Annotated in this window: 15 protein-coding genes and 1 pseudogene; 4 read left to right on the top strand and 12 right to left on the bottom strand. The window is 52.8% G+C overall.

The genetic code is table 11. The features are described from left to right. Positions 1-83 precede the first annotated feature (83 nt). Entirely contained in the window at positions 84-989 is a 906-nt protein-coding gene (locus GE107_RS04890; protein WP_219638372.1) for a DMT family transporter, read from the bottom strand. Between the two features lie 172 nt (positions 990-1,161). Here GE107_RS04890 and GE107_RS04885 point away from each other — a divergent pair, with 172 nt between their 5' ends. Next, positions 1,162-2,502 carry an aminotransferase-like domain-containing protein gene (locus tag GE107_RS04885; protein ID WP_219638370.1) on the top strand — a complete coding sequence of 447 codons (1,341 nt, stop codon included), beginning with the start codon at positions 1,162-1,164 and terminating at the stop codon, positions 2,500-2,502. A gap of 8 nt (positions 2,503-2,510) precedes the next feature. On the opposite strand, the gene moaA is transcribed toward GE107_RS04885, so the two are convergent. The 6 genes from moaA to GE107_RS04855 form a co-directional block, all read right to left on the bottom strand. After that, the gene (gene moaA, locus GE107_RS04880) at positions 2,511-3,527 is read right to left on the bottom strand and encodes a GTP 3',8-cyclase MoaA (RefSeq protein ID WP_219638368.1); all 1,017 of its coding nucleotides are present in this window, start codon (positions 3,525-3,527) and stop codon (positions 2,511-2,513) included. Between the two features lie 197 nt (positions 3,528-3,724). Then, a complete protein-coding gene (locus GE107_RS04875) occupies positions 3,725-4,936 on the bottom strand; it encodes a carbohydrate kinase family protein (RefSeq protein ID WP_219638366.1) in 1,212 nt (403 codons plus the stop codon). Between the two features lie 2 nt (positions 4,937-4,938). After that, positions 4,939-6,093 (bottom strand): Gfo/Idh/MocA family protein, encoded by a 1,155-nt coding sequence (locus GE107_RS04870; RefSeq protein WP_219638365.1) that lies wholly within the window; start codon positions 6,091-6,093, stop codon positions 4,939-4,941. A 2-nt stretch (positions 6,094-6,095) separates the two neighbouring features. Further along, positions 6,096-6,941, bottom strand: coding sequence for a class I fructose-bisphosphate aldolase (locus GE107_RS04865; protein ID WP_255570189.1), 846 nt, complete (start codon positions 6,939-6,941; stop codon positions 6,096-6,098). A gap of 127 nt (positions 6,942-7,068) precedes the next feature. Further along, a complete protein-coding gene (locus GE107_RS04860; RefSeq protein ID WP_219638363.1) occupies positions 7,069-7,842 on the bottom strand; it encodes a DeoR/GlpR family DNA-binding transcription regulator in 774 nt (257 codons plus the stop codon). Positions 7,843-8,001: 159 nt separating this feature from the next. Then, the gene (locus tag GE107_RS04855) at positions 8,002-9,105 is read right to left on the bottom strand and encodes a citrate synthase/methylcitrate synthase (protein ID WP_219638361.1); all 1,104 of its coding nucleotides are present in this window, start codon (positions 9,103-9,105) and stop codon (positions 8,002-8,004) included. A gap of 331 nt (positions 9,106-9,436) precedes the next feature. On the opposite strand from GE107_RS04855, the gene GE107_RS04850 reads away from it, so the two are divergent. Beyond that, the gene (locus GE107_RS04850; protein ID WP_304516540.1) at positions 9,437-9,874 is read left to right on the top strand and encodes a hypothetical protein; all 438 of its coding nucleotides are present in this window, start codon (positions 9,437-9,439) and stop codon (positions 9,872-9,874) included. A gap of 69 nt (positions 9,875-9,943) precedes the next feature. Then, the gene (locus GE107_RS04845) at positions 9,944-10,081 is read left to right on the top strand and encodes a VOC family protein (protein ID WP_219638360.1); all 138 of its coding nucleotides are present in this window, start codon (positions 9,944-9,946) and stop codon (positions 10,079-10,081) included. Positions 10,082-10,224: 143 nt separating this feature from the next. Here GE107_RS04845 and GE107_RS04840 read toward each other — a convergent pair whose 3' ends face one another. The 4 genes from GE107_RS04840 to GE107_RS04825 are packed head-to-tail and all read right to left on the bottom strand — an operon-like array spanning position 10,225 to position 16,596. Next, positions 10,225-11,637: a hypothetical protein gene (locus GE107_RS04840; protein ID WP_219638359.1), complete on the bottom strand. Its 1,413-nt coding sequence runs from the start codon at positions 11,635-11,637 to the stop codon at positions 10,225-10,227. Between the two features lie 20 nt (positions 11,638-11,657). Continuing rightward, positions 11,658-13,550 carry a glycosyltransferase gene (locus tag GE107_RS04835; protein WP_219638357.1) on the bottom strand — a complete coding sequence of 631 codons (1,893 nt, stop codon included), beginning with the start codon at positions 13,548-13,550 and terminating at the stop codon, positions 11,658-11,660. Between the two features lie 23 nt (positions 13,551-13,573). After that, positions 13,574-15,550: a cellulose biosynthesis cyclic di-GMP-binding regulatory protein BcsB gene (locus tag GE107_RS04830; RefSeq protein ID WP_219638355.1), complete on the bottom strand. Its 1,977-nt coding sequence runs from the start codon at positions 15,548-15,550 to the stop codon at positions 13,574-13,576. Positions 15,551-15,582: 32 nt separating this feature from the next. Then, positions 15,583-16,596: a sugar phosphate nucleotidyltransferase gene (locus GE107_RS04825; RefSeq protein WP_219638354.1), complete on the bottom strand. Its 1,014-nt coding sequence runs from the start codon at positions 16,594-16,596 to the stop codon at positions 15,583-15,585. An 816-nt stretch (positions 16,597-17,412) separates the two neighbouring features. Here GE107_RS04825 and GE107_RS26995 point away from each other — a divergent pair. Next, positions 17,413-17,544, top strand: a pseudogene (locus GE107_RS26995) (hypothetical protein); the annotation flags it as partial. A 14-nt stretch (positions 17,545-17,558) separates the two neighbouring features. Here GE107_RS26995 and GE107_RS26380 read toward each other — a convergent pair. Next, the gene (locus tag GE107_RS26380) at positions 17,559-17,786 is read right to left on the bottom strand and encodes a hypothetical protein (RefSeq protein ID WP_255570188.1); all 228 of its coding nucleotides are present in this window, start codon (positions 17,784-17,786) and stop codon (positions 17,559-17,561) included. Positions 17,787-17,791: the final 5 nt, after the last annotated feature.

Raw genomic sequence — 17,791 nt, 5'->3', positions numbered from 1 at the left:
AGTGTACTAAAAAACCGGCGGACAGTAAAACCCGGTAAACCTCCCTGCTCGCCTACGGTCCGCTGGTGCGCCCAACATCGATTTCATGCCGCGACTTCCTCTTTCGCCGCTTCTCGTTTATCGCGCCGCCTGTATTGAACCCCGAAGACGCCGACGAGGATGAGCAAGCCGCCATAGAGATGGTAAATCTCCAGCTTGTCATGCAGGAAGAGAATGCCGGCGAGCACCGCGATCAAATTGCCGAGGTTGACGAATACGCTCATCTTAAACGCCTCCAGCTTGGAAAGCACGAAATTGGAGAGCAACGAAGAAACGAGGGAAGACAACAGGCCGATGTACAGAATGGATACCGCGAAAACCGGATGGGAGAACGGCTGCAGCATGCCGCCGAACGTGCCTTCCCAGACGTGCTTGGCGATCGCGGCCGCGTCGAAGCAAACGCAGCCGACGAGCATCATCGCGAAACTCAATTGAAACGCGTTGAATTCGTGCCTCATGGAGCGGGCAAACACGCCGTACAAGGCAAGCGTGATGGCCGACGCCAGCAGCATGGCGATGCCGAACGCACTCGTTCCGTTCAAGGATGCCCCGCCCATCGATACGATGCAGACCACTCCTCCGACCGAACAGAGTACGGACAGCTTCTGGATCCAAGACGTCCGCTCTTTCAACACAAGGGAGCCTAGGATCAGCGTGAAAACCGGCGTCATAGCCGAGAAAATGCCGCCTTCGGATGACGTAGCATGGGCGAGCCCGAACGACTGGAACCCGAAAAACGCGGCCGGATACGTGAGTCCGATCGGCAGGAGCCGCCGCCAATGGCCGGCACGCAAACCCAATCGGATCCATCCCGCCCATACGGGGATCCCGATCGCAAGAAACGAAAGGGAAAACCGGAAAGCCAGCATGTCGACCGGATCCGCGATTTCCAAGGCCTGTTTCGTGAATAAGAAGGAAAACCCGATGATGAACGCGTATAATAAAGCCAACCAAATTGTCGCACGAGGGATACGCACGTAAAAACCTGCCCTTCATCTTGACCTGAAAATGGAAGCCGGCCGGCTTACTGAGTTCAAGCATACGGGACCGGGAAGGGATCTACAATCGAATCATCCATCAACTGTACCGGTACAGTCAGGCGAGAGGAGTTCGTGAGGCGAAATGAAATACGCCGAAATCATTTACGAAATCGAACGGCGGCTGGAAAACGGAGAGATTCGCGGAGGGCAGAGACTCCCGTCCATCCGGGAAATGAAGGAGCGGCATTCGTGCAGCAAAAGCACGGTCATCCGCGCGTATGCGGAGCTGGAGAAAAGGCATCTGGTGTACGCGATCCCGCAGAGCGGCTATTATGCCGTCGTGAAAAAGCCCGAGACGGAGCGGCCACCGGTTCGCGCCTTCCTGGACTTTTCCGCCCCGTCGCCCGATCCCGGACTGTTCCCTTATCTCGATTTCCAGCATTGCCTGAACAAAGCGATCGATATGTACAGAAGCCATCTGTTCGCCTACGGCACCCCGCAAGGCCTTCCTTCTCTGTTGAACGTGCTCGTTCGGCACCTGGCCGGCTATCAGGTGTTCGCGCGGCCCGAGCAGCTTGCGGTCACGTCGGGCGTGCAGCAGGCGCTCTCCATTCTGGCCGCGATGCCGTCCCCCAACGGCCGGCGGGCGGTGTTGCTGGAGCAGCCGAGCTACCACTTGTTCATCCAGTTGCTGGCTTGCCACGGCATTCCGGCCGTGGGCATTGCCCGAACCGAAGACGGCATCGACCTGGATCGATTGGAGCACCTTTTCCGTACGGCGGACATCAAATTATTTTATACGACCCCCCGTTTCCACAATCCGCTCGGCACCTCCTATTCCGAAAGCACCAAAAAGGCGATTGCCGAGTTGGCCAAACGGTACGGTGTCTACATCGCGGAGGACGATTATTTGGCGGACCTGGAGACGGACACGAAATCCGATCCGATCCATGCCTACGCTCCGACCCATGTCGTCTATTTGAAAAGCTTCTCGAAAATCCTGTTTCCCGGCTTGCGCGTCGGGGCGGTGGTCCTCCCTCCCGAGCTTCGGGAGACGTTCTCCCGATACAAGCAATTATCCGACATCGACAGCTCGATGCTGTCGCAGGCAGCGTTGGAAATCTATATTCAGAACGGCATGTTCGAACGGCGGAAACAAAAAATCGTCTCCGCTTACCGAAGCCGGATGCTCCGGCTGATTCGGGCGCTGGACGACTGCAACGATATTCCGGACGTCCGTCATGCGCGGCTGTTTTCCGGCGTTCATACGCATCTCGAGCTGCCCCGGCGCTTGCCCGTCCCTGCCTTGCTAAACCGGTTAAACAAAAAGGGGATCATCCTGAAAGAAATCGAACCCAGCTTCATCGCCGGGTTCGAGAAGAGGTCGATCCTGAAATTGAGCATTACCCAGGTGGAAGAAGAGCAGGTCGAAGATGGGATCCGCGCGGTTTTCTCCGAAATCAAACGGTTTCCCGTCCGGTAGAAGCCCGGTTATCCGCCGATGTGCGACATTTCCACTTTCTTGACGCGCTTCGTGTGCTCACCCCTGATTTCCGAGTAGCGGTCTTCCCGCGCCCCCCACACCGACCGGATCAGACCGCCGATTTCCTCGTCGGTCTTCCCGCTTCTTAACGGTTCCCTGAGGTCGGTGCCTTCGCCGGAGAACAAGCAGGTGTACAGTTTGCCGTCCGCGGACAGCCGGGAGCGGGTGCACGTCGTGCAGAAGGCGCGGGTGACCGACGAAATGAATCCGACCTCGGTGCCGCCGTCCGCGTACCGATACCGTTCCGCCACTTCGCCGTACCGCTCCGGATCGACGGGCGACAGCGCCATCTCCTGCTGCAGAATGCGAAGGATTTCCCGGCTCGGCACGACGGAATCGAGCCTCCATCCGTTCGTGTTGCCCACGTCCATGAACTCGATGAAACGCAGCTGGATATTACGCTCTTTAAAATACTTAGCCATCGGCAAAATATCGATGTCGTTGACGCCGCGTTGGACGACCATGTTGACTTTGACCGCGAGCCCCGCTTCCTGCGCTTTATCGATTCCGTCCAGCACCACGGATACTGGGAATCCGACGCCGTTCATCCGGCCGAACCGTTCGTCGTCCAAGCTGTCCAGACTGACCGTCACCCTGCGTAAGCCCGCGGACTTAAGGTCCGTCGCCAGCTTCCCCAGCAAGGAACCATTGGTGGTCAGGGCGATGTCCTCGACTCCGTCGATCCGGCGGATTTGGGAGATCAGAAGCGGCAGCCCCCTTCTTAGCAACGGTTCGCCTCCGGTAATCCGGATTTTATCCGTGCCCAATTCCGCGAATATCCGGACCAACCGGGTGATTTCCTCGAAAGACAGGATGCTTTCCTTGCCCATGAACGGGTAGTCGGGGCCGAAAACCTCCGCGGGCATGCAATAAGTGCATCTAAAATTGCAACGGTCCGTCACCGATATTCTCAAATCCTTCAGCGGGCGTCCGTACCGGTCCAGGACCGCGTTGTTCCGTTCCATCGCTCCAACCTCCATGCAGCCTGGCTTTTCTCTATTCTAACCGATTTAAGTCGATTGTAGATAGAAGGAAGAGCTGACGGCATGCGAGGTATCCCAAAACGCGCGAATCGCAATTCGTACCGATCGTCTTCGACGACGGGCATTCGCCAAGTCCGCGGATCGGTATACACGCCGAACTCGTCGCGGATCGCTCATCCTTAACCGATCCGGGTCCGGTCATACGGACCGATCCACAGGCCGCCCGATCCGGGGATCCATCCCGGAAGCGGGAGCCGGTTCTCCCTCCGGGCCCAGCCGGACTCCATCCGCCGGCGCATCTGCTCCCAAGCCGGCACGCCGCTTACCGCGTCCGCCTGCTCGACGTTATAAGCCCCGACCGCCACCGCTGCATCCAGCACTTGCTCCGGCGTTCCGTCCGTTCGCAGCAGGCCGGCCAGGAAACCGGCAATCGTGCAATCCCCGGCTCCGGTCGTGCCGACGACCTGCGCTGCATAACATGGGGCGAGCAGCTCGCGGCAACGCCACACTCCGAGATCACGGGGTTTGCCGGCGCCCATCCTGTCCAGCCGCTCCGGATCGGCGGCCGTGCGCAAATATAACCCGTGCTCGCCAAGCTTCAGGACGACGACAGCCGCACCCATGGCGATCAGCTCGTCGGCGATCGAACGAAGCAGCGTTCCGTCCGCATGGGGCAGCAGTCCGGAGTCGCCTTGCTTCCGAACCATCTCCTCGTATTGCTCCCTTCGGAGCATATACAGGATTTCGTCGAAGCTGGGCAGGAACAGGTCAACATGGGGCAACGCACGCCGCAAGATCTCCCGCCAATCCGCCCTTCCGGCGTCCGACGCCGGGTCCGGCCGCGCCATATCCAGCGACACCGTCACGCCGCGCTCCTTGGCACGCGACAACAGCTTCGCCAGCTGTTCGCCCGTCCCCTCATACATCCGGCGCATGAGCGGCGGGTAGCCGAAATGGAACAGCTTGGCGCGACCGATCGCCTCCAGATCCAGGTCGTCCGCCGCGAACGTATCGTTAGCCCCCGTACAATGGAGGAATACGCGGTCGGTCCCGGGCGGGCTGATCACGATCGAATACGACGTGTGCTCGCCTTCCGCGACGATCATGCCTTCAGCCAGCATATCTCCATAGGTCCGCAGCCGCTCGAGAACGGCCCTGCCGAATCCGTCACCGCCGATTTTGCCCATGAGGCCCGCGCGGACGCCGAGCCGGTGCAGCGCCAAGCCGGTGTTCGATACGGCGCCTCCGGTCGCGATCGTGGCCGGGCCGATTTCCACCAGCTTGCCGGGCACGAACATGGCGCGCATCCCTCCATCCTTCGCGTCGATCCTCGGAATGACGTCCAGACAGAGATGTCCGGCCACCACGACCTCGATTGAATCGGCCGCCACCTTTAGTCCCCCCAATCGATGCGCACCGTATCCCCTGTCAGCCCGGATTGGAGCGCGGCCGTAAACACGCGGTGGCTGCCGGCGGCTTCCTCCGGCGTAGCGCAGCGGAATGGCTGGCGCATGGAATCCCGGTTCGTCAGTTCGTCGCAGAACGCCGCCCACATCTGGAGAATGGAATCGGAGAAGCCGAATTCGAATATGCCGCCCGTTATCGTCTCGTAGGCCGAACGGTGGGGCGCGTCCATGACATGCCAAGCTTGGGAGCCGCCCGGTTCATAGGGGAGCCATGACACCTGCTTCGGGTTTTTGGTCGAGAACTCCGCCGACAGCTTCGTGCCTTGAATCCGGATGAACCACGTGTTGGCGTGCCCGGGCGCGATGCGTTTCATCGACAGCACCATCGGAAAACGCTGTGCACCGGCATTCACGTCGCAAGCCAAAATCGCGTTGTCCCACGTTTCGCACGGAGCGGTGCCGCCTTGGCCGTCCGGCCGCTCCCGAACGATTTTGCCGAGGAGCGCCCGCACGCTTCGGGGCTTCCAGCCGAACCGAAGGGGCAGGTGCAGGACATGCATGCCGAGATCGCCCATGCAGCCGTATTCGCCGTTGGTCGCGTTTCTCCGTTTCCAGTTGATCGGTTTGTTCGGATCCAGATCGCTCGAATGCCAGAAGCCGGCTTCCACTTCGATGATGGTGCCGAAACGGCCTTCGTTCACCCATTCGACGATTTGCCGGGCCCCCGGGAAGAACGGAAACTCCGACGAGCAGCGGACGAGCACATCCGGCCGTTCCCGCAGTGCCTTTGCGATCTGCTCGTTCGCCTCCCCGTCGATGCCGAACGGCTTCTCGCCGAGCAGGTGTTTGCCGGCTCTGACGATATCCGCGTAAATCCGCGCATGAAGGTGGTGAGGAACCGCGCAATAGACCGCGTCGATCTCGGCATCGGCGAGCAACTCGCGGTAATCGGCATAGACGCGCACGCCGGGGATCCGCTGACGGAACCACTCCGCCGCGTCAAGGTTCGCGTCGCATGCGGCAACGATTTTCGGCTCGAAGTTCACGTCCGCCAGATGCAGCCAGCGGGCCGCGGCGCTCGCGAACTCCTTGCCCATGAGTCCGCAGCCGATGACGCCGAATCGGATCGTCGTCCTCGCCATGGTTACGCCCCCTGACCGCGCAGCAGGGCCAGCGCCCGGTCCGCCGAAGCGCCGTGGTGGACGATTTCCATGAGCGCACGGGTCATGCCCGCCGGGTTCGGGTGCTGAACCACGTTGCGTCCGTAGACGATGCCCGACGCGCCTTGGTTCATCAGTTCCGCTGTGCGGCGGACGATTTCCTCGTCGCTAGCCCGTCCGCCTCCGCGGACGAGCACAGGCACCCCGGAAGCGATTTCAATCACACGGTGATATTCGGATACATCGTCGCAAGGATCCGCTTTGATGACGTCGGCGCCCAGCTCGACGCCTTGGCGGACGAGCGCCATGATTTTGCGGATGTCGCCGTCGACCATGTAGCCGCCCTTCTCTTCGTTCGGCAGCATGACCAGCGGCTCGACCATGAGCGGCATCCCGTATTCTTCGCACTTGCGTTTGAGCTGGGAAATGTTGCGGACGCACTGGTGATGGAGTTCGGGCTGATTGGGAAGCAGGAGCAGATTGATGCACATGGCGACCGCGTCCAACCGGACGGCATGTTCGACCGCGTGGTCGATGAGTTCGCTGAACAGATACCGGGGCGTCTCCGTGCCGTACACGTTAGCCGCGTCCGAGCGCAGCACGAGGCCGGGCTTGCGCTTTCCGGGAATGGCTTGCAGAAGCGGCGCCTGCCCGACGCTGAGCTGAATGCAATCGGGGTTCGCATCCACGATCGCCGCGATCGCGTTTCCCATGTCTTCGATGCCGGAGAGGAAGGAATACTCGTTGAAAAAGCCGTGGTCGATCGCCACGTCGAAGCATTTGCCTTGCTCGCTGAACATGCGGTTCAATCTGGGTTTGCTGCTGGACAACCGGATCATCCCCTTTGTTATTCGTGAACAGATTAATGTTCGATCCGAACATAATTGTAAGCGGATCAAGAAGATTTGTCGACGGTTATGTTCAAATCAAACTCGGATAGAGTTGCAAGCGAACCTGTCAGTCGCATATGACGCATTCTACGGAAGCTTCCCGCAGAACCTGACGGACGTCTTCCTCCTGCTCGGGCATCGAATCGGTCACCCATCGGTGCGCTTCGGACAGCCCGGCGAAGGAGAACAAGTCCTGCACGCCCCATTTGGACCGATCCGCGACGATGTTGACTTCCTTCGCGCGGGAGATCGCGATCCGCTTGATTTCCGCCTCGTACATGTTGGAGTTGCTGAATCCGTGGCGCGCGGAAATGCCGGTCGCGCCCAGGAAAACGCGGTCGAAAGCCATTTTGGACAGCGTTTCGGCGCAAACGGGTCCGATCAGCGTGGAAGTCTTCTCCATCAGCATGCCCCCCGTGACGAGCGTCGGAATGTTTTTGTCCATCAGCTCGGCAGCCAGGTTGATCGCGTTGGTGACAACAGTGATCCGCAGATTCTGCTCCAGGTTGCGGACGAGTTGAAGGGTCGTCGTACCGCCGTCGATGAAGACGGAATCGCCGGGGTGAATGCAAGACGCGGCACGTCTGCCGATTCTCGCCTTCTCCTCCGAGAACACGCCGGCCCGTTCCGACAGCGCGATGTCTCCGGTCACCATGATAGCCCCGCCGAACGTGCGCTTCACACGGCCCGTCTGCTCCAGCTTCTCCAAGTCCCGCCGGATCGTCATTTCCGTAACCTCGAACCGGGTTTTCAAGTCCGGCACCCGGATCTCTCCCGTCCGTTCGAGGAGCTCCAGCATGTCCCGCTGCCGATCGTTCAGTTTCAGCGCCTTGTCGTTCAACGAACGTGCCTCCTATAAGATGGATATGCCATGTTGCAAACGAACATAAGCCTTGTTGCTTTTGATCCCATTGTAGGAGAAACTCGTTCCTCTGTCCAATTGACAAAAACGTGCAGCTGCCACAGATGGCGCCTGCACGTTTCCGGAAATCGCGATGGCTCAGGTTCCTGCGTCGGGCATCGGGCCCGTATACGCCGATTGCGGGCGAAAAATGCGATTGATGCCCGCCTGCTCCAGGCAATGAGCCGTCCATCCGACGGTTCGCGCCGCCGTGAAGGTAGGCGTAAACAGCTCCGCCGGCAGCTCGACCGCCGTCAGGATCGCCGCGGCGAAAAACTCTACGTTCGTGTACAGGCGCCTTCCCGGCTTATAGGCCTCGAGCAGCCGAATCGCCGTCCGTTCCGCGTGCAGCGCCAACTCGAACGAATCCGTGTCGCCGGCCAGCGTTTCCGTAACGATCCGCAGCGCCTCGGCGCGGGGATCCTTCGTCTTGTAGATGCGATGGCCGAACCCCATCAGACGCCCTCCGGATTCGAGTACGGCTCTCATCCTAGGCTCGGCGTTATCCGGAGTGCCGATTTCCTCCAGCATCGCGATCACCTCGGAAGGCGCGCCGCCATGCAGCGGCCCTTTCATCGTGCCGATGGCGGAGCTGACGGCGGCGAACAGGTCGGACTGCGTGGACAAGGTGACACGCGCCGAGAACGTCGAGGCATTCATGCCGTGCTCCATGCCGAGGATGAGATAGGCGGTGAGCGCCTTCGCATGCGCCTCGTTCGGGAGGGAACCCTTGAGCATGTATAAATAGTTGGCTGCGTGATCCAATTCAGGATGCGGCTCGACCGGATCCAGGCCTTGCCGGGTCCGGTGCCGGTAGGCAACGATCGTCGGCACGAGCGCGGTCAGCCTTTCCGCTTGTTCCGGCGAGGGCGGCCAGTCCGCCGCTTCCCCTCCGGGCAGGGCCGCGACGGCGGACTGCAGCACCTTCATCATCGGCAGCTCCGCGGGCATGGCGTCGATGAGCGCACGAACCGATGCCGGCATAACGCGCCCCGCACGCAGCCTTTCATTTAACCGCCCCAGTTCGCTATCGTCCGGCAATTTCCCGTACCACAGCAGAAACGCGACCTCCTCGAACCCGCGCTGAACCGCCAAGTCTTTCGCCCAGTGCCCCCGGTAAATCAACCAGCCTTTTTCACCGTCCACCAGGCTGATATCGGTTTCCGCCGCGACGACGCCCTCTAGTCCCGTTACTTTAGGCATGATCATGACCTCCTTCGAAGATTTCGTAAGGCTAGCGTAGCGCATTCAATCCATCATGTAAATTTATAATATTAAATCATTGTGATAAACTATATTTATCACTTAAGGTTGAGGTGTACTCTTGACGAAGCCGACCCTCTCGGCTTCGTCAGATGCGTAACATGCAAAACGATATTGATATATCACTGATGCATAACTATTCTTGTGATATGCAAAACAAATTTTACCAATTACACATAAAGGGGTTATCTAAGATGTCAAACGGATCGACGATCGTACAATCCCTCATCAGATCACGGTAGCGGGACAATCGTCAGGAGCACATACCGTTATGTGGCTATTGGCAATGCCGGAGGCTCGCGGGCTTTTCCAAAGCGCGATTCTGCAGAGCGCACCTGCTGGTCTTGCTCCTTTACCTGCTGGTCTTGCTCCTATATCGGAAGCGAAAGCAGTGGAACGTGCCAACCGGCTGCTGGAACTCTTGAATGCTGATCAACGGAATCCTAAAGACATGGTCACTCAATTGAATGCCATGCCGCCTACCCGAATCTTGCTAGCAATGGGGAACTTGGCTCAAGAAATCGCACGGTTCGGTCGAATAAGGATGCACCGATCATGCAAGGGGCCGATTCTGAGGTTGTTGACGATATATCAACAGCGATCCGCGGCGCTTGGACAGGATCAATACGAACCGGCAATCCTGGCGTTTCCATTCCATGGCCGACTTATGAGCCGAATCAGAGACAAACCATGCGATTTGCTTCTGTGATTAGTGCTGTAGGCGACTTAGCCGAGATAAATCGCTTCCAATGAGAGAACGAATAAGGAAGTGGAAATCATGAATAAAGAGATTTACATTTTGCACCATATTGGGCTAATCACATCCAACATGAACATCACCATTGAACGTTATGAAAAGCTGGGATTTTCCTTTACTCCGCTTTCGTTACCTAAGATTCCTTTAACGGCACGGTGACGAGCATAAAAATTGTATAACATCGTATAGAAAAAGCTTCCCGCTTCCGCCTCATCGGCGCTGCGGGAAGCTTTTGTCTACTTCGATCAATCGATGTTCAGTCATTCTTTCTTCGACACGACCGCCTTTCATTTTCAATCTTGTTAGTTGTCCGCTTCGTTGCTTACTGTCCGTTTAAATAAAAGCAAGTTGTCTTTCGACCACAAAAGCTTGTAGTCCTGCAAACGATTCGATTCGATATCGCTCCAGTAAGTAAAAGCGAGCTGATCCCGCTCCGGATTTTTCAATAGAGCGATATAATCGGCATATAAGAAGGGTCGATTTAATGCAAGATTATACTCGTCATCGTAAGGGAGAATATCCGAATCCTTCTTATGACGGAATGAAAGAACAGGATACATGCTTTTGTCATCCATTAGAAGGCTTCCTTTCGGTAGCCTGTCCAATTCAACCGCCAATTCATAATAGGACTCTGCTTTAGGGAAGACGATTTGCTCGGCGAGTTCCTCGCGAGGATGCCGGTACAAATAACTCCAGCTCCAAATCAACAAAGCAAACAGCAGCATGCCCGCCACGGTTTGGTTGAACTTGGTCAGCTTGACATAAGGCAGCAAGAGACCGATAAACCAGATCGACGAAGTAAGTGCATATATCGAAATAGACTGATAATCGAAATAATCCAGCAGATAGAGCATATAGTACGGAATAACTGAAATGATAGAGAGCGACGTAAATATATACTTGCCATGAATGTCTCGAAAACGAGTGTTCAACAGAATTCCAAGATGAAGTAATACAAATGGGAGGATATAGTCCCATTGAAGTATGGAGCCGCTGCCGCTTATTTTGGCGAATGCAAGTTCCGTCATTCTGTCGCGCACATATTTCAGAAACGATAAAGAGTTGCCCAGTAACAGCCAGTTTAAATACATCCAGCTTGCCAATGCCATTAGAGCAGGCAGGATAACAATACCAATCACGGCAATGATATAGTTCTTTTCTTTCTCTCTAAGCATAAAAGGCAGAAGAACAAGGAAGGAAGGGAGAAGCACAATCGTACAATAATCCGTCAATATGCTTAAACCGTACAAAATGGAAAACAGGAACAGATCGTGAACCTCAAATTTGTTTAAATAACGGATTAATAAAGAGATAGCCGGAAGCACGAATAAAAAGGCAAGCAGCCAATAGGTCTGAAACCAGACGGCAATACTCGGCAGGGAAAAAACAAGCGTGAGCGCATACAACCATTTTAATGGCACGGAAATTCTTGAACGGCTCAACCTTGATAATAGATAGAATACGATTCCCGAATAGATCAGTAACGGCGTTTCCATGAAAGAAGGCGTCAAAAATTCAAGCAATAACGGAATTGGTGGTCTGCCGCCGTTTAATTGCAGAATTTGAGGGCCCTCGACAGTCGGAATCAGCGAAGCTTTTGCTGAAAGGAACAGCCAATCGACGGAATACCATCCGCGAACCGGCAACACTCTGAAAACAAGAAAATGGTATCCATAAATCGCCAAAAAAAGCGTAACTGATTTTATTTGTTTCACCCTGACAACCCTCTGATCACCTATAATTGTGGAGCGGATTCACCGTTTTTTGAACCGTCGTGTGTGCTCTTCGTTAAACCATGCACCGTTTTTTCCCAATAAAATGGGTTGACTATGAGCTGCCACAGACCTTTCCAGGTTGCAATCGAAAGGAGCAGCCAATAGAGCGGATTTAAGAATGAAAACCATTGTATATCGTAATACTGACGCCGAAACACAGAAAGCATGTTTAGATAAATCATGCAAAAATTTCCTGCAAGTAAATTGAACAAACCGATATATAAGAACAGGGGCGGGGAATATTCGTCCAAACTCGTCGTGCGGGTTATGAACCAAAACACGTAAAGACCCCAGAAGATAGGGGACATAGCGGCACTGAACACGCTTCCCCCAATAAAAAACTGGAGTGTAAAAAAACCTTTCAAACCCACAGTTCTCAAAAACTTCAAAGGGTTCCGGTTATGCACCAGAAAGGTCTGAGCATAGCCCTTCTGCCATCTGGAGCGCTGGCGAATCCAGTTACGAACTGAAGTGTTGGCTTCCTCGTAAGTGGTCGAATTCAAGATCCCGATGCGATAACCGTTGCTGTATGCTCGAATGCCGAGGTCAGCATCCTCCGTAACGTTGAACGGATCCCACCCCCCGAGCGCCCGCAATTTCTCCGTGTCGAAATGGTTGGAGGTGCCTCCTAGCGGAATCGGCAAGCGCAAGCGATTTAAGCCCTTCAACATATAATCGAACCAATAAGAATATTCCAGCGTAAACAACCGGGTCAGGACATTTTCTGTACGATTGAAATAGTTCAATGCCGCTTGATAACACACGTAATCGGGTGGCGAATTTCGAAAGGCGACAACCGCTTTTTTTAGTTGGTCCGGCTCCGGAAGATCCTCCGCGTCATAAATCGTCAAATATTTGCCCCTCGCAAACGCGAGTCCATAATTGCATGCTTTTGGCTTCGTTTTCGGCTGACTGTTCGGAATAACGATAAACCTGAAATTCGCGGGCGGAGCCGCGTGCTTGGCGGCAAGCAGCGTTTCCGAGTCGCCTTCCTCCAGCAAGAGTAAAATATCCAGCTTTTCCTGGGGGTAATCCAAATTTATCAGTGCTTTAATCAGATGCGGCACCACTTCAGGTTCTTTATACACCGGCACCAGAACCGAATACACAGGAAGCGACTTGACGTCGAGACTGCGCAGTTCCTCTTCTTCTACAACAACCTCGGATTCGTTCTTCGCGCCGACCAGACTTAAGAAAAGTTTGAACAGAACGGAAATTTGAAAAAAGACATTCACCGAACTCATGAGGATTGTAATTGTAATGGTAGGATTGTAATATAACCCCAACAGGCAGATTGAAGCGACTGTGAAGAGGAACAGAATCTGCCCGCGCGTAATCACCTGGATCGCCGACTCTTCCGGTCTGCGATAATAAAGGCCCATGATCGAATTTTGTGTGATATTCTCCTTAAATACGATATCTACAATTTTTGTGATATCCAGTTCGGTAGCGATCTTTATCTCCGTTTTCATGTCTATTGGAAGATTTAGCCGTTCTTTGACATAATCAATGGATTCCCGGTCGAACGGATTGGATGCTAGCAGGAGCAATCGGTTGTCGTCCGCTTTAACCGGAAAAATGAGTCTTGTCGATAACTCATCCGGACTGAATAGAACGATCAGCTCCCGGTCCACCATGTCGATATAAGGCTCAAGCCGGTTGTCGATATACTCAAACCCGGTTTGACGGGCTAACATATTATAAAATTCAAAACGCTTGACATAACCGAATGAAGTAATAATTTGCCCTAATGGACTACCTGTTCTTTGTTGATGTTCGAGCGCCTCCTCAAGCTTCTCCTGACTTATGAGTCCCTCTGCCAGCAGCATGTCGCCAATCCTCGCTTTTGGCATCTGCTACCATCTCCTTATAAACGCTATTCGATATGGTTATCGGACTTTCCGGAATCGAGAGCCTTCTTTTTCCTTGCGACCGAAAGATAAATTAAAAGGAAAATAACTCCGGATAAAATCCATATTGCAGTAAAGATTTCACTCTTGTAGCTCCGATAATAGTATGTCCAGTCTTTTGTTTCCGGTTTGATCAATTGAAAATTGGTTCCGATTTCATAGTCCCTGATCTCATCGTTCACGTAAAACGCAAGATTGCCATGCAGCTTTCTGAACTCTTTCATCGACAACAGGCGATCGGATAATCGATTAATCAGCTTCTTGTCACTGCCAAACACATTCATTGCGACAGCAGGCCGATCCTTGTATTTAAAAATTTGCAAGATCCCGATAGGCTGTGAAGCGTTGATGTTTAAAAGCTCCTTTTGCTTGTTCCGGGCTACAATTTTGAAAGTCGAATTCTCGGTAAACGCAAGTGAACCAAGTTCTTTCAGTTTATCGCCGGAAACGAAGAAAATATAATAATCGTAAGTTTTTGACCCCAATTCATTCAAAGAAATAATATTAGCCTGAATATTGCTCTGATCAAATTGCTTCATTGCCGACAAAAACGAAGCGGCCGCACTCAAATACGAACTATATTCCGCATTATTCGTTTCAGGCAGCACAATCGCCCCGCTGCCCATGAAACGGCCCGGTAAATCGGTAAAGTCAAGTCGGCTCACGTCTGTGCTATAGCTGTCGACTTTGAAGTAAGAGTCTTCGGAAATTTCACCTTCGAAAAATACGCCGCCTTTGGTGCATACGCCCGATTCGGGATAATACGAGTAAGTAATTCGAAGGGTATTCTCTCTCTGCAGCAGTTCGGTCGGCAACGTGACCTCCAAGTCCGCAAGTTTGCCGTCGTTCCGAAGATGAACCGCTTTGATCAAATGATTATTCAACGAAATTTTCAACAGGTGATGGTACTCCTTTTCAACTTCGAAAGGTAAATGGCTGCCCATAAGAGTAAAGGTTAGTTGCCTCGGATACCCCCCAAAATCGGCCACCGTAAATCCGATGTCCGTATTCAGATCCCCGATACCTTTCGCTTTGATAACGGAATACCCGAGTTGTTTCAACGGGATAACCGAAGAAGGTGTGTCTTCATCAACGTGAAGCACTTCAACCGGATTGACCGGCAGAAGATCGTACCATTCAGACATGATGTAATCAACCTGGGATGCGGGTATATTCAGGATCTTATTGTCATCGAGGTAAATGTTCGAAATATCGTTCCGAATCGCTATAATTCTTTCTAAACGGGTGCTCTTCAACGGCATAATTTTGTCGATTCGCTGAATTTCCACCGCCCTCTTGTTTATCACCCTGTGCAGAAAAGCATCAAGCTTTAAATAAGCTGAGCTAACCGGCTTGGACGGTTTCTCAGGAATCATAATTATGATTTTATCCATAAATCCTTTCAGAAAGTTATCCATTGTTAAACGAACATGATCGTTAGCCGGCTGAAGGGAAATATATGAATCTTTATCAATTAAAGTCCACAAACTGTTCGTATTCCAATCGAGACAATAACTTTCCGAGTCAAATAAATTCGTTCTGAGCTCAACCTTGAATAACGGATTGTCAGAGTCGACTTTGACTCCGTTTAACGGTACGCGAAGCATGAGATTGCCATCACTGAGCCTCTTAAGATCTGCAACCTTATAGGAATCAACGGGACTATCGTTTACATTTACCTGGATGTATGCGTTCGGAATCATAAAGTTGGAATGACGAATATAGAAGACCATTTCGCTCTTGCGCCAATCTATTTTATCGTACAAGGGGAGAAACACGGTAAATGTCGGATTCATCCCTTCAAGTAAGACGTCATTGGTGTATCCAAACTGGGTGAGAGGGAGTTTGATCGACGTCGCAGACACGTTCTCAGCCGATGATGGAAAAGCAAACATGTTGAAACCGCAAATGACAACAACCAGGAATAAAATCGCTCTTTTCATATAAACCTCCGAAATATTTCGATGCGTAAGGATTATCTGGGGTTAGAACGTTCCATAAGTGCACGTTCGATCAGCGGCTTGATCGATTGCAATGCCCCGAGACCGCTAATAAGTATTCCTTCCGGGCCGGCTACAATGACAGAATCGGATATTCCGTTCACAACAATCGGGATTCCCAATTGATTGATTGTTAACGTATTGATGCAATTGTCGTTCATAATGGTGAGGCTAGATGAGGAGGGCTCCAGCAAGTGCGCAATTTCGTCCCAAGTACCTAAATCGGACCATACGCCTTCATATTTCAAACACGCAATAGATTCCTCTCTCTCGGTCACCATATAATCAAAGCTGATTTTCGGTAGAGCGTTATAATTTGTATACAAGTAATGGTAACCGGACGGGTGATTGAGTTGCTCCAGAAGTCTCATTACATACCCGAGACGAAACGCGTAGACCCCTCCATTCCATAACGCTCCGCTTTGCATCAGCTTCATAGCAAGCTCAGACGAAGGCTTCTCAATAAATTTATGGACATACAAGCAACGATCGGAACACTCACCAGCCAGTTCGATGTAACCATACTTCTCAGTTGCCCGCTTCGGTAAGACGCCGACTAGCGCGATTTTCGCTACTTCTTCCGCTATTATCGAATCCAGCGTTTCAAACAGTGAATAAAACTCGTCGTCAGCAAAAGAGTCCACCGGAACGGTAACAATCGTTTCCTTTAGCGGAACAGATTCTAGCGAATACAGATAACTGCAAGCTAGAGCGATCGCCGGAAACGTATCGCGCTGTTCTGGCTCAGAAATGATTCGGGCATTGTCGCCGAGTTGTTCGCGTAGTATAACTTCATTTTTAACGTTTGCCGCGATATACAGGTTATCTGCACCGTAACGGCTTGCAAGTTTATCCCAAATGTTCTCAACCATGGAAATCTGTTTGCCGTCACGTTTGGTGATGAGCTTAATAAATTGTTTAGGACGATCAGGCTGAGACAGCGGCCATAACCGCGTGCCGCCACCCCCGGACAATAGCACAATCTTCACGGAACCACTCCCTTCAGCGAATCAGTTTGTACAACAACGCTAGAAATTCACGTTGTGTCAATGATTAATGGGATTTCGAGGCATAGTGATGCATCAAGCTCAAATTCTAATAATGAGCCAAGGGACCTTATCTATGATAAAGAGAGAATATGAGTATACTTTCATTTTAGTTATAAGATTTTTGTTAGTTCTGATAAGAAACAAGACTTTGTGCTGTAACCATTGAACCGCTCGCAATGACAGAAAAAATAAAGGATCAGGCAGTTTACATCAGTAGATGTCAACTGCCTGATCCTTTATTATACTTAGGACAACACAGGACTAAGCACGCATTTCCCGGTCAAGATACCGGATCCGCCGGGACTTTCAACACAGAACCGACCTTCACTTCATCGCCGTCCTGTAGAGGATTGTACTCGGCAATGGCCTTGGCGTACTTGTTGGAATTGTAGTATTTTCTCGAAATCCGTAAAGCGTCTGTCCCTGCTTAACGATATGTTCCTTGACGGAAGTGGGGCTTCTGTTGTCGGCATCGGCCTGACTCTTGCCCGGGAGCGCGGGAATGACAAGGTTCGTGCCGGCCTTCAGCCCTTTGGACTTGTCCAGCTTGTTCTGTTCCGCGATCAGATCCACATAGTTGCCCGATTGATAGAACAGCTATTCCAGCCCTGCGCTTTCATTGGCTAACCTCGATTTATGATCCGATTTTACGTTGGACCTTGAGGGAATCTACATTCAAGCCCAAACTAGTCATCGTGGCCTGTTCGTTCTGAGGATGTCGAGATCGTCCGGTCGCTCAGAAAATCTTTGCGCACGGTGTTCGAGCTGGCAAGAGAACAGAAAGCACAGGATGCAGCGGCGCTTTTGAATGAGCAACTGCGGATCAGCGGGGCGAAGCCAAGAATAAGCTGGTTGCATGGCCCCTGCCATCTGCATTTTGAATCGGTGGAGGACGGGTGCGCTCATTGGTTGGCTACGACGACAGCAATGGGGCTCGCTTTTGTATTGATTGAGTTTGGAACGGAGAGATTCGGAATTTGCGCTTCCGCTTCCGCAAACGTAAACGCTCCAATCGTTGAACCAAATACTTGAACGATTCCCGTCGAATCCAAGATCGTATCGATAAAGAAAGCAAAACCCGCGGCAAAGAAATGATGAAGCATTTCTTTGCCGCGGGTACTTTGCAGCATATCTT

Source organism: Cohnella sp. CFH 77786 (genome assembly GCF_019400745.1).
Classification (GTDB): Bacteria; Bacillota; Bacilli; order Paenibacillales; family Paenibacillaceae; genus Cohnella.
This window is presented reverse-complemented; position numbering and strand designations above follow the sequence as displayed.

Bases quoted from the DNA above. Each gene is read 5' to 3' on its own strand.
- GE107_RS04845 (WP_219638360.1), top strand. From the start codon at position 9,944: ATGAATAAAGAGATTTACATTTTGCACCATATTGGGCTAATCACATCC.
- moaA (WP_219638368.1), bottom strand. From the start codon at position 3,527: ATGGAACGGAACAACGCGGTCCTGGACCGGTACGGACGCCCGCTGAAG.
- GE107_RS04870 (WP_219638365.1), bottom strand. From the start codon at position 6,093: ATGGCGAGGACGACGATCCGATTCGGCGTCATCGGCTGCGGACTCATG.
- GE107_RS04850 (WP_304516540.1), top strand. From the start codon at position 9,437: ATGTGGCTATTGGCAATGCCGGAGGCTCGCGGGCTTTTCCAAAGCGCG.
- GE107_RS04855 (WP_219638361.1), bottom strand. From the start codon at position 9,105: ATGCCTAAAGTAACGGGACTAGAGGGCGTCGTCGCGGCGGAAACCGAT.
- GE107_RS04835 (WP_219638357.1), bottom strand. From the start codon at position 13,550: ATGCCAAAAGCGAGGATTGGCGACATGCTGCTGGCAGAGGGACTCATA.
- GE107_RS04885 (WP_219638370.1), top strand. From the start codon at position 1,162: ATGAAATACGCCGAAATCATTTACGAAATCGAACGGCGGCTGGAAAAC.
- GE107_RS26380 (WP_255570188.1), bottom strand. From the start codon at position 17,786: ATGCTGCAAAGTACCCGCGGCAAAGAAATGCTTCATCATTTCTTTGCC.
- GE107_RS04830 (WP_219638355.1), bottom strand. From the start codon at position 15,550: ATGAAAAGAGCGATTTTATTCCTGGTTGTTGTCATTTGCGGTTTCAAC.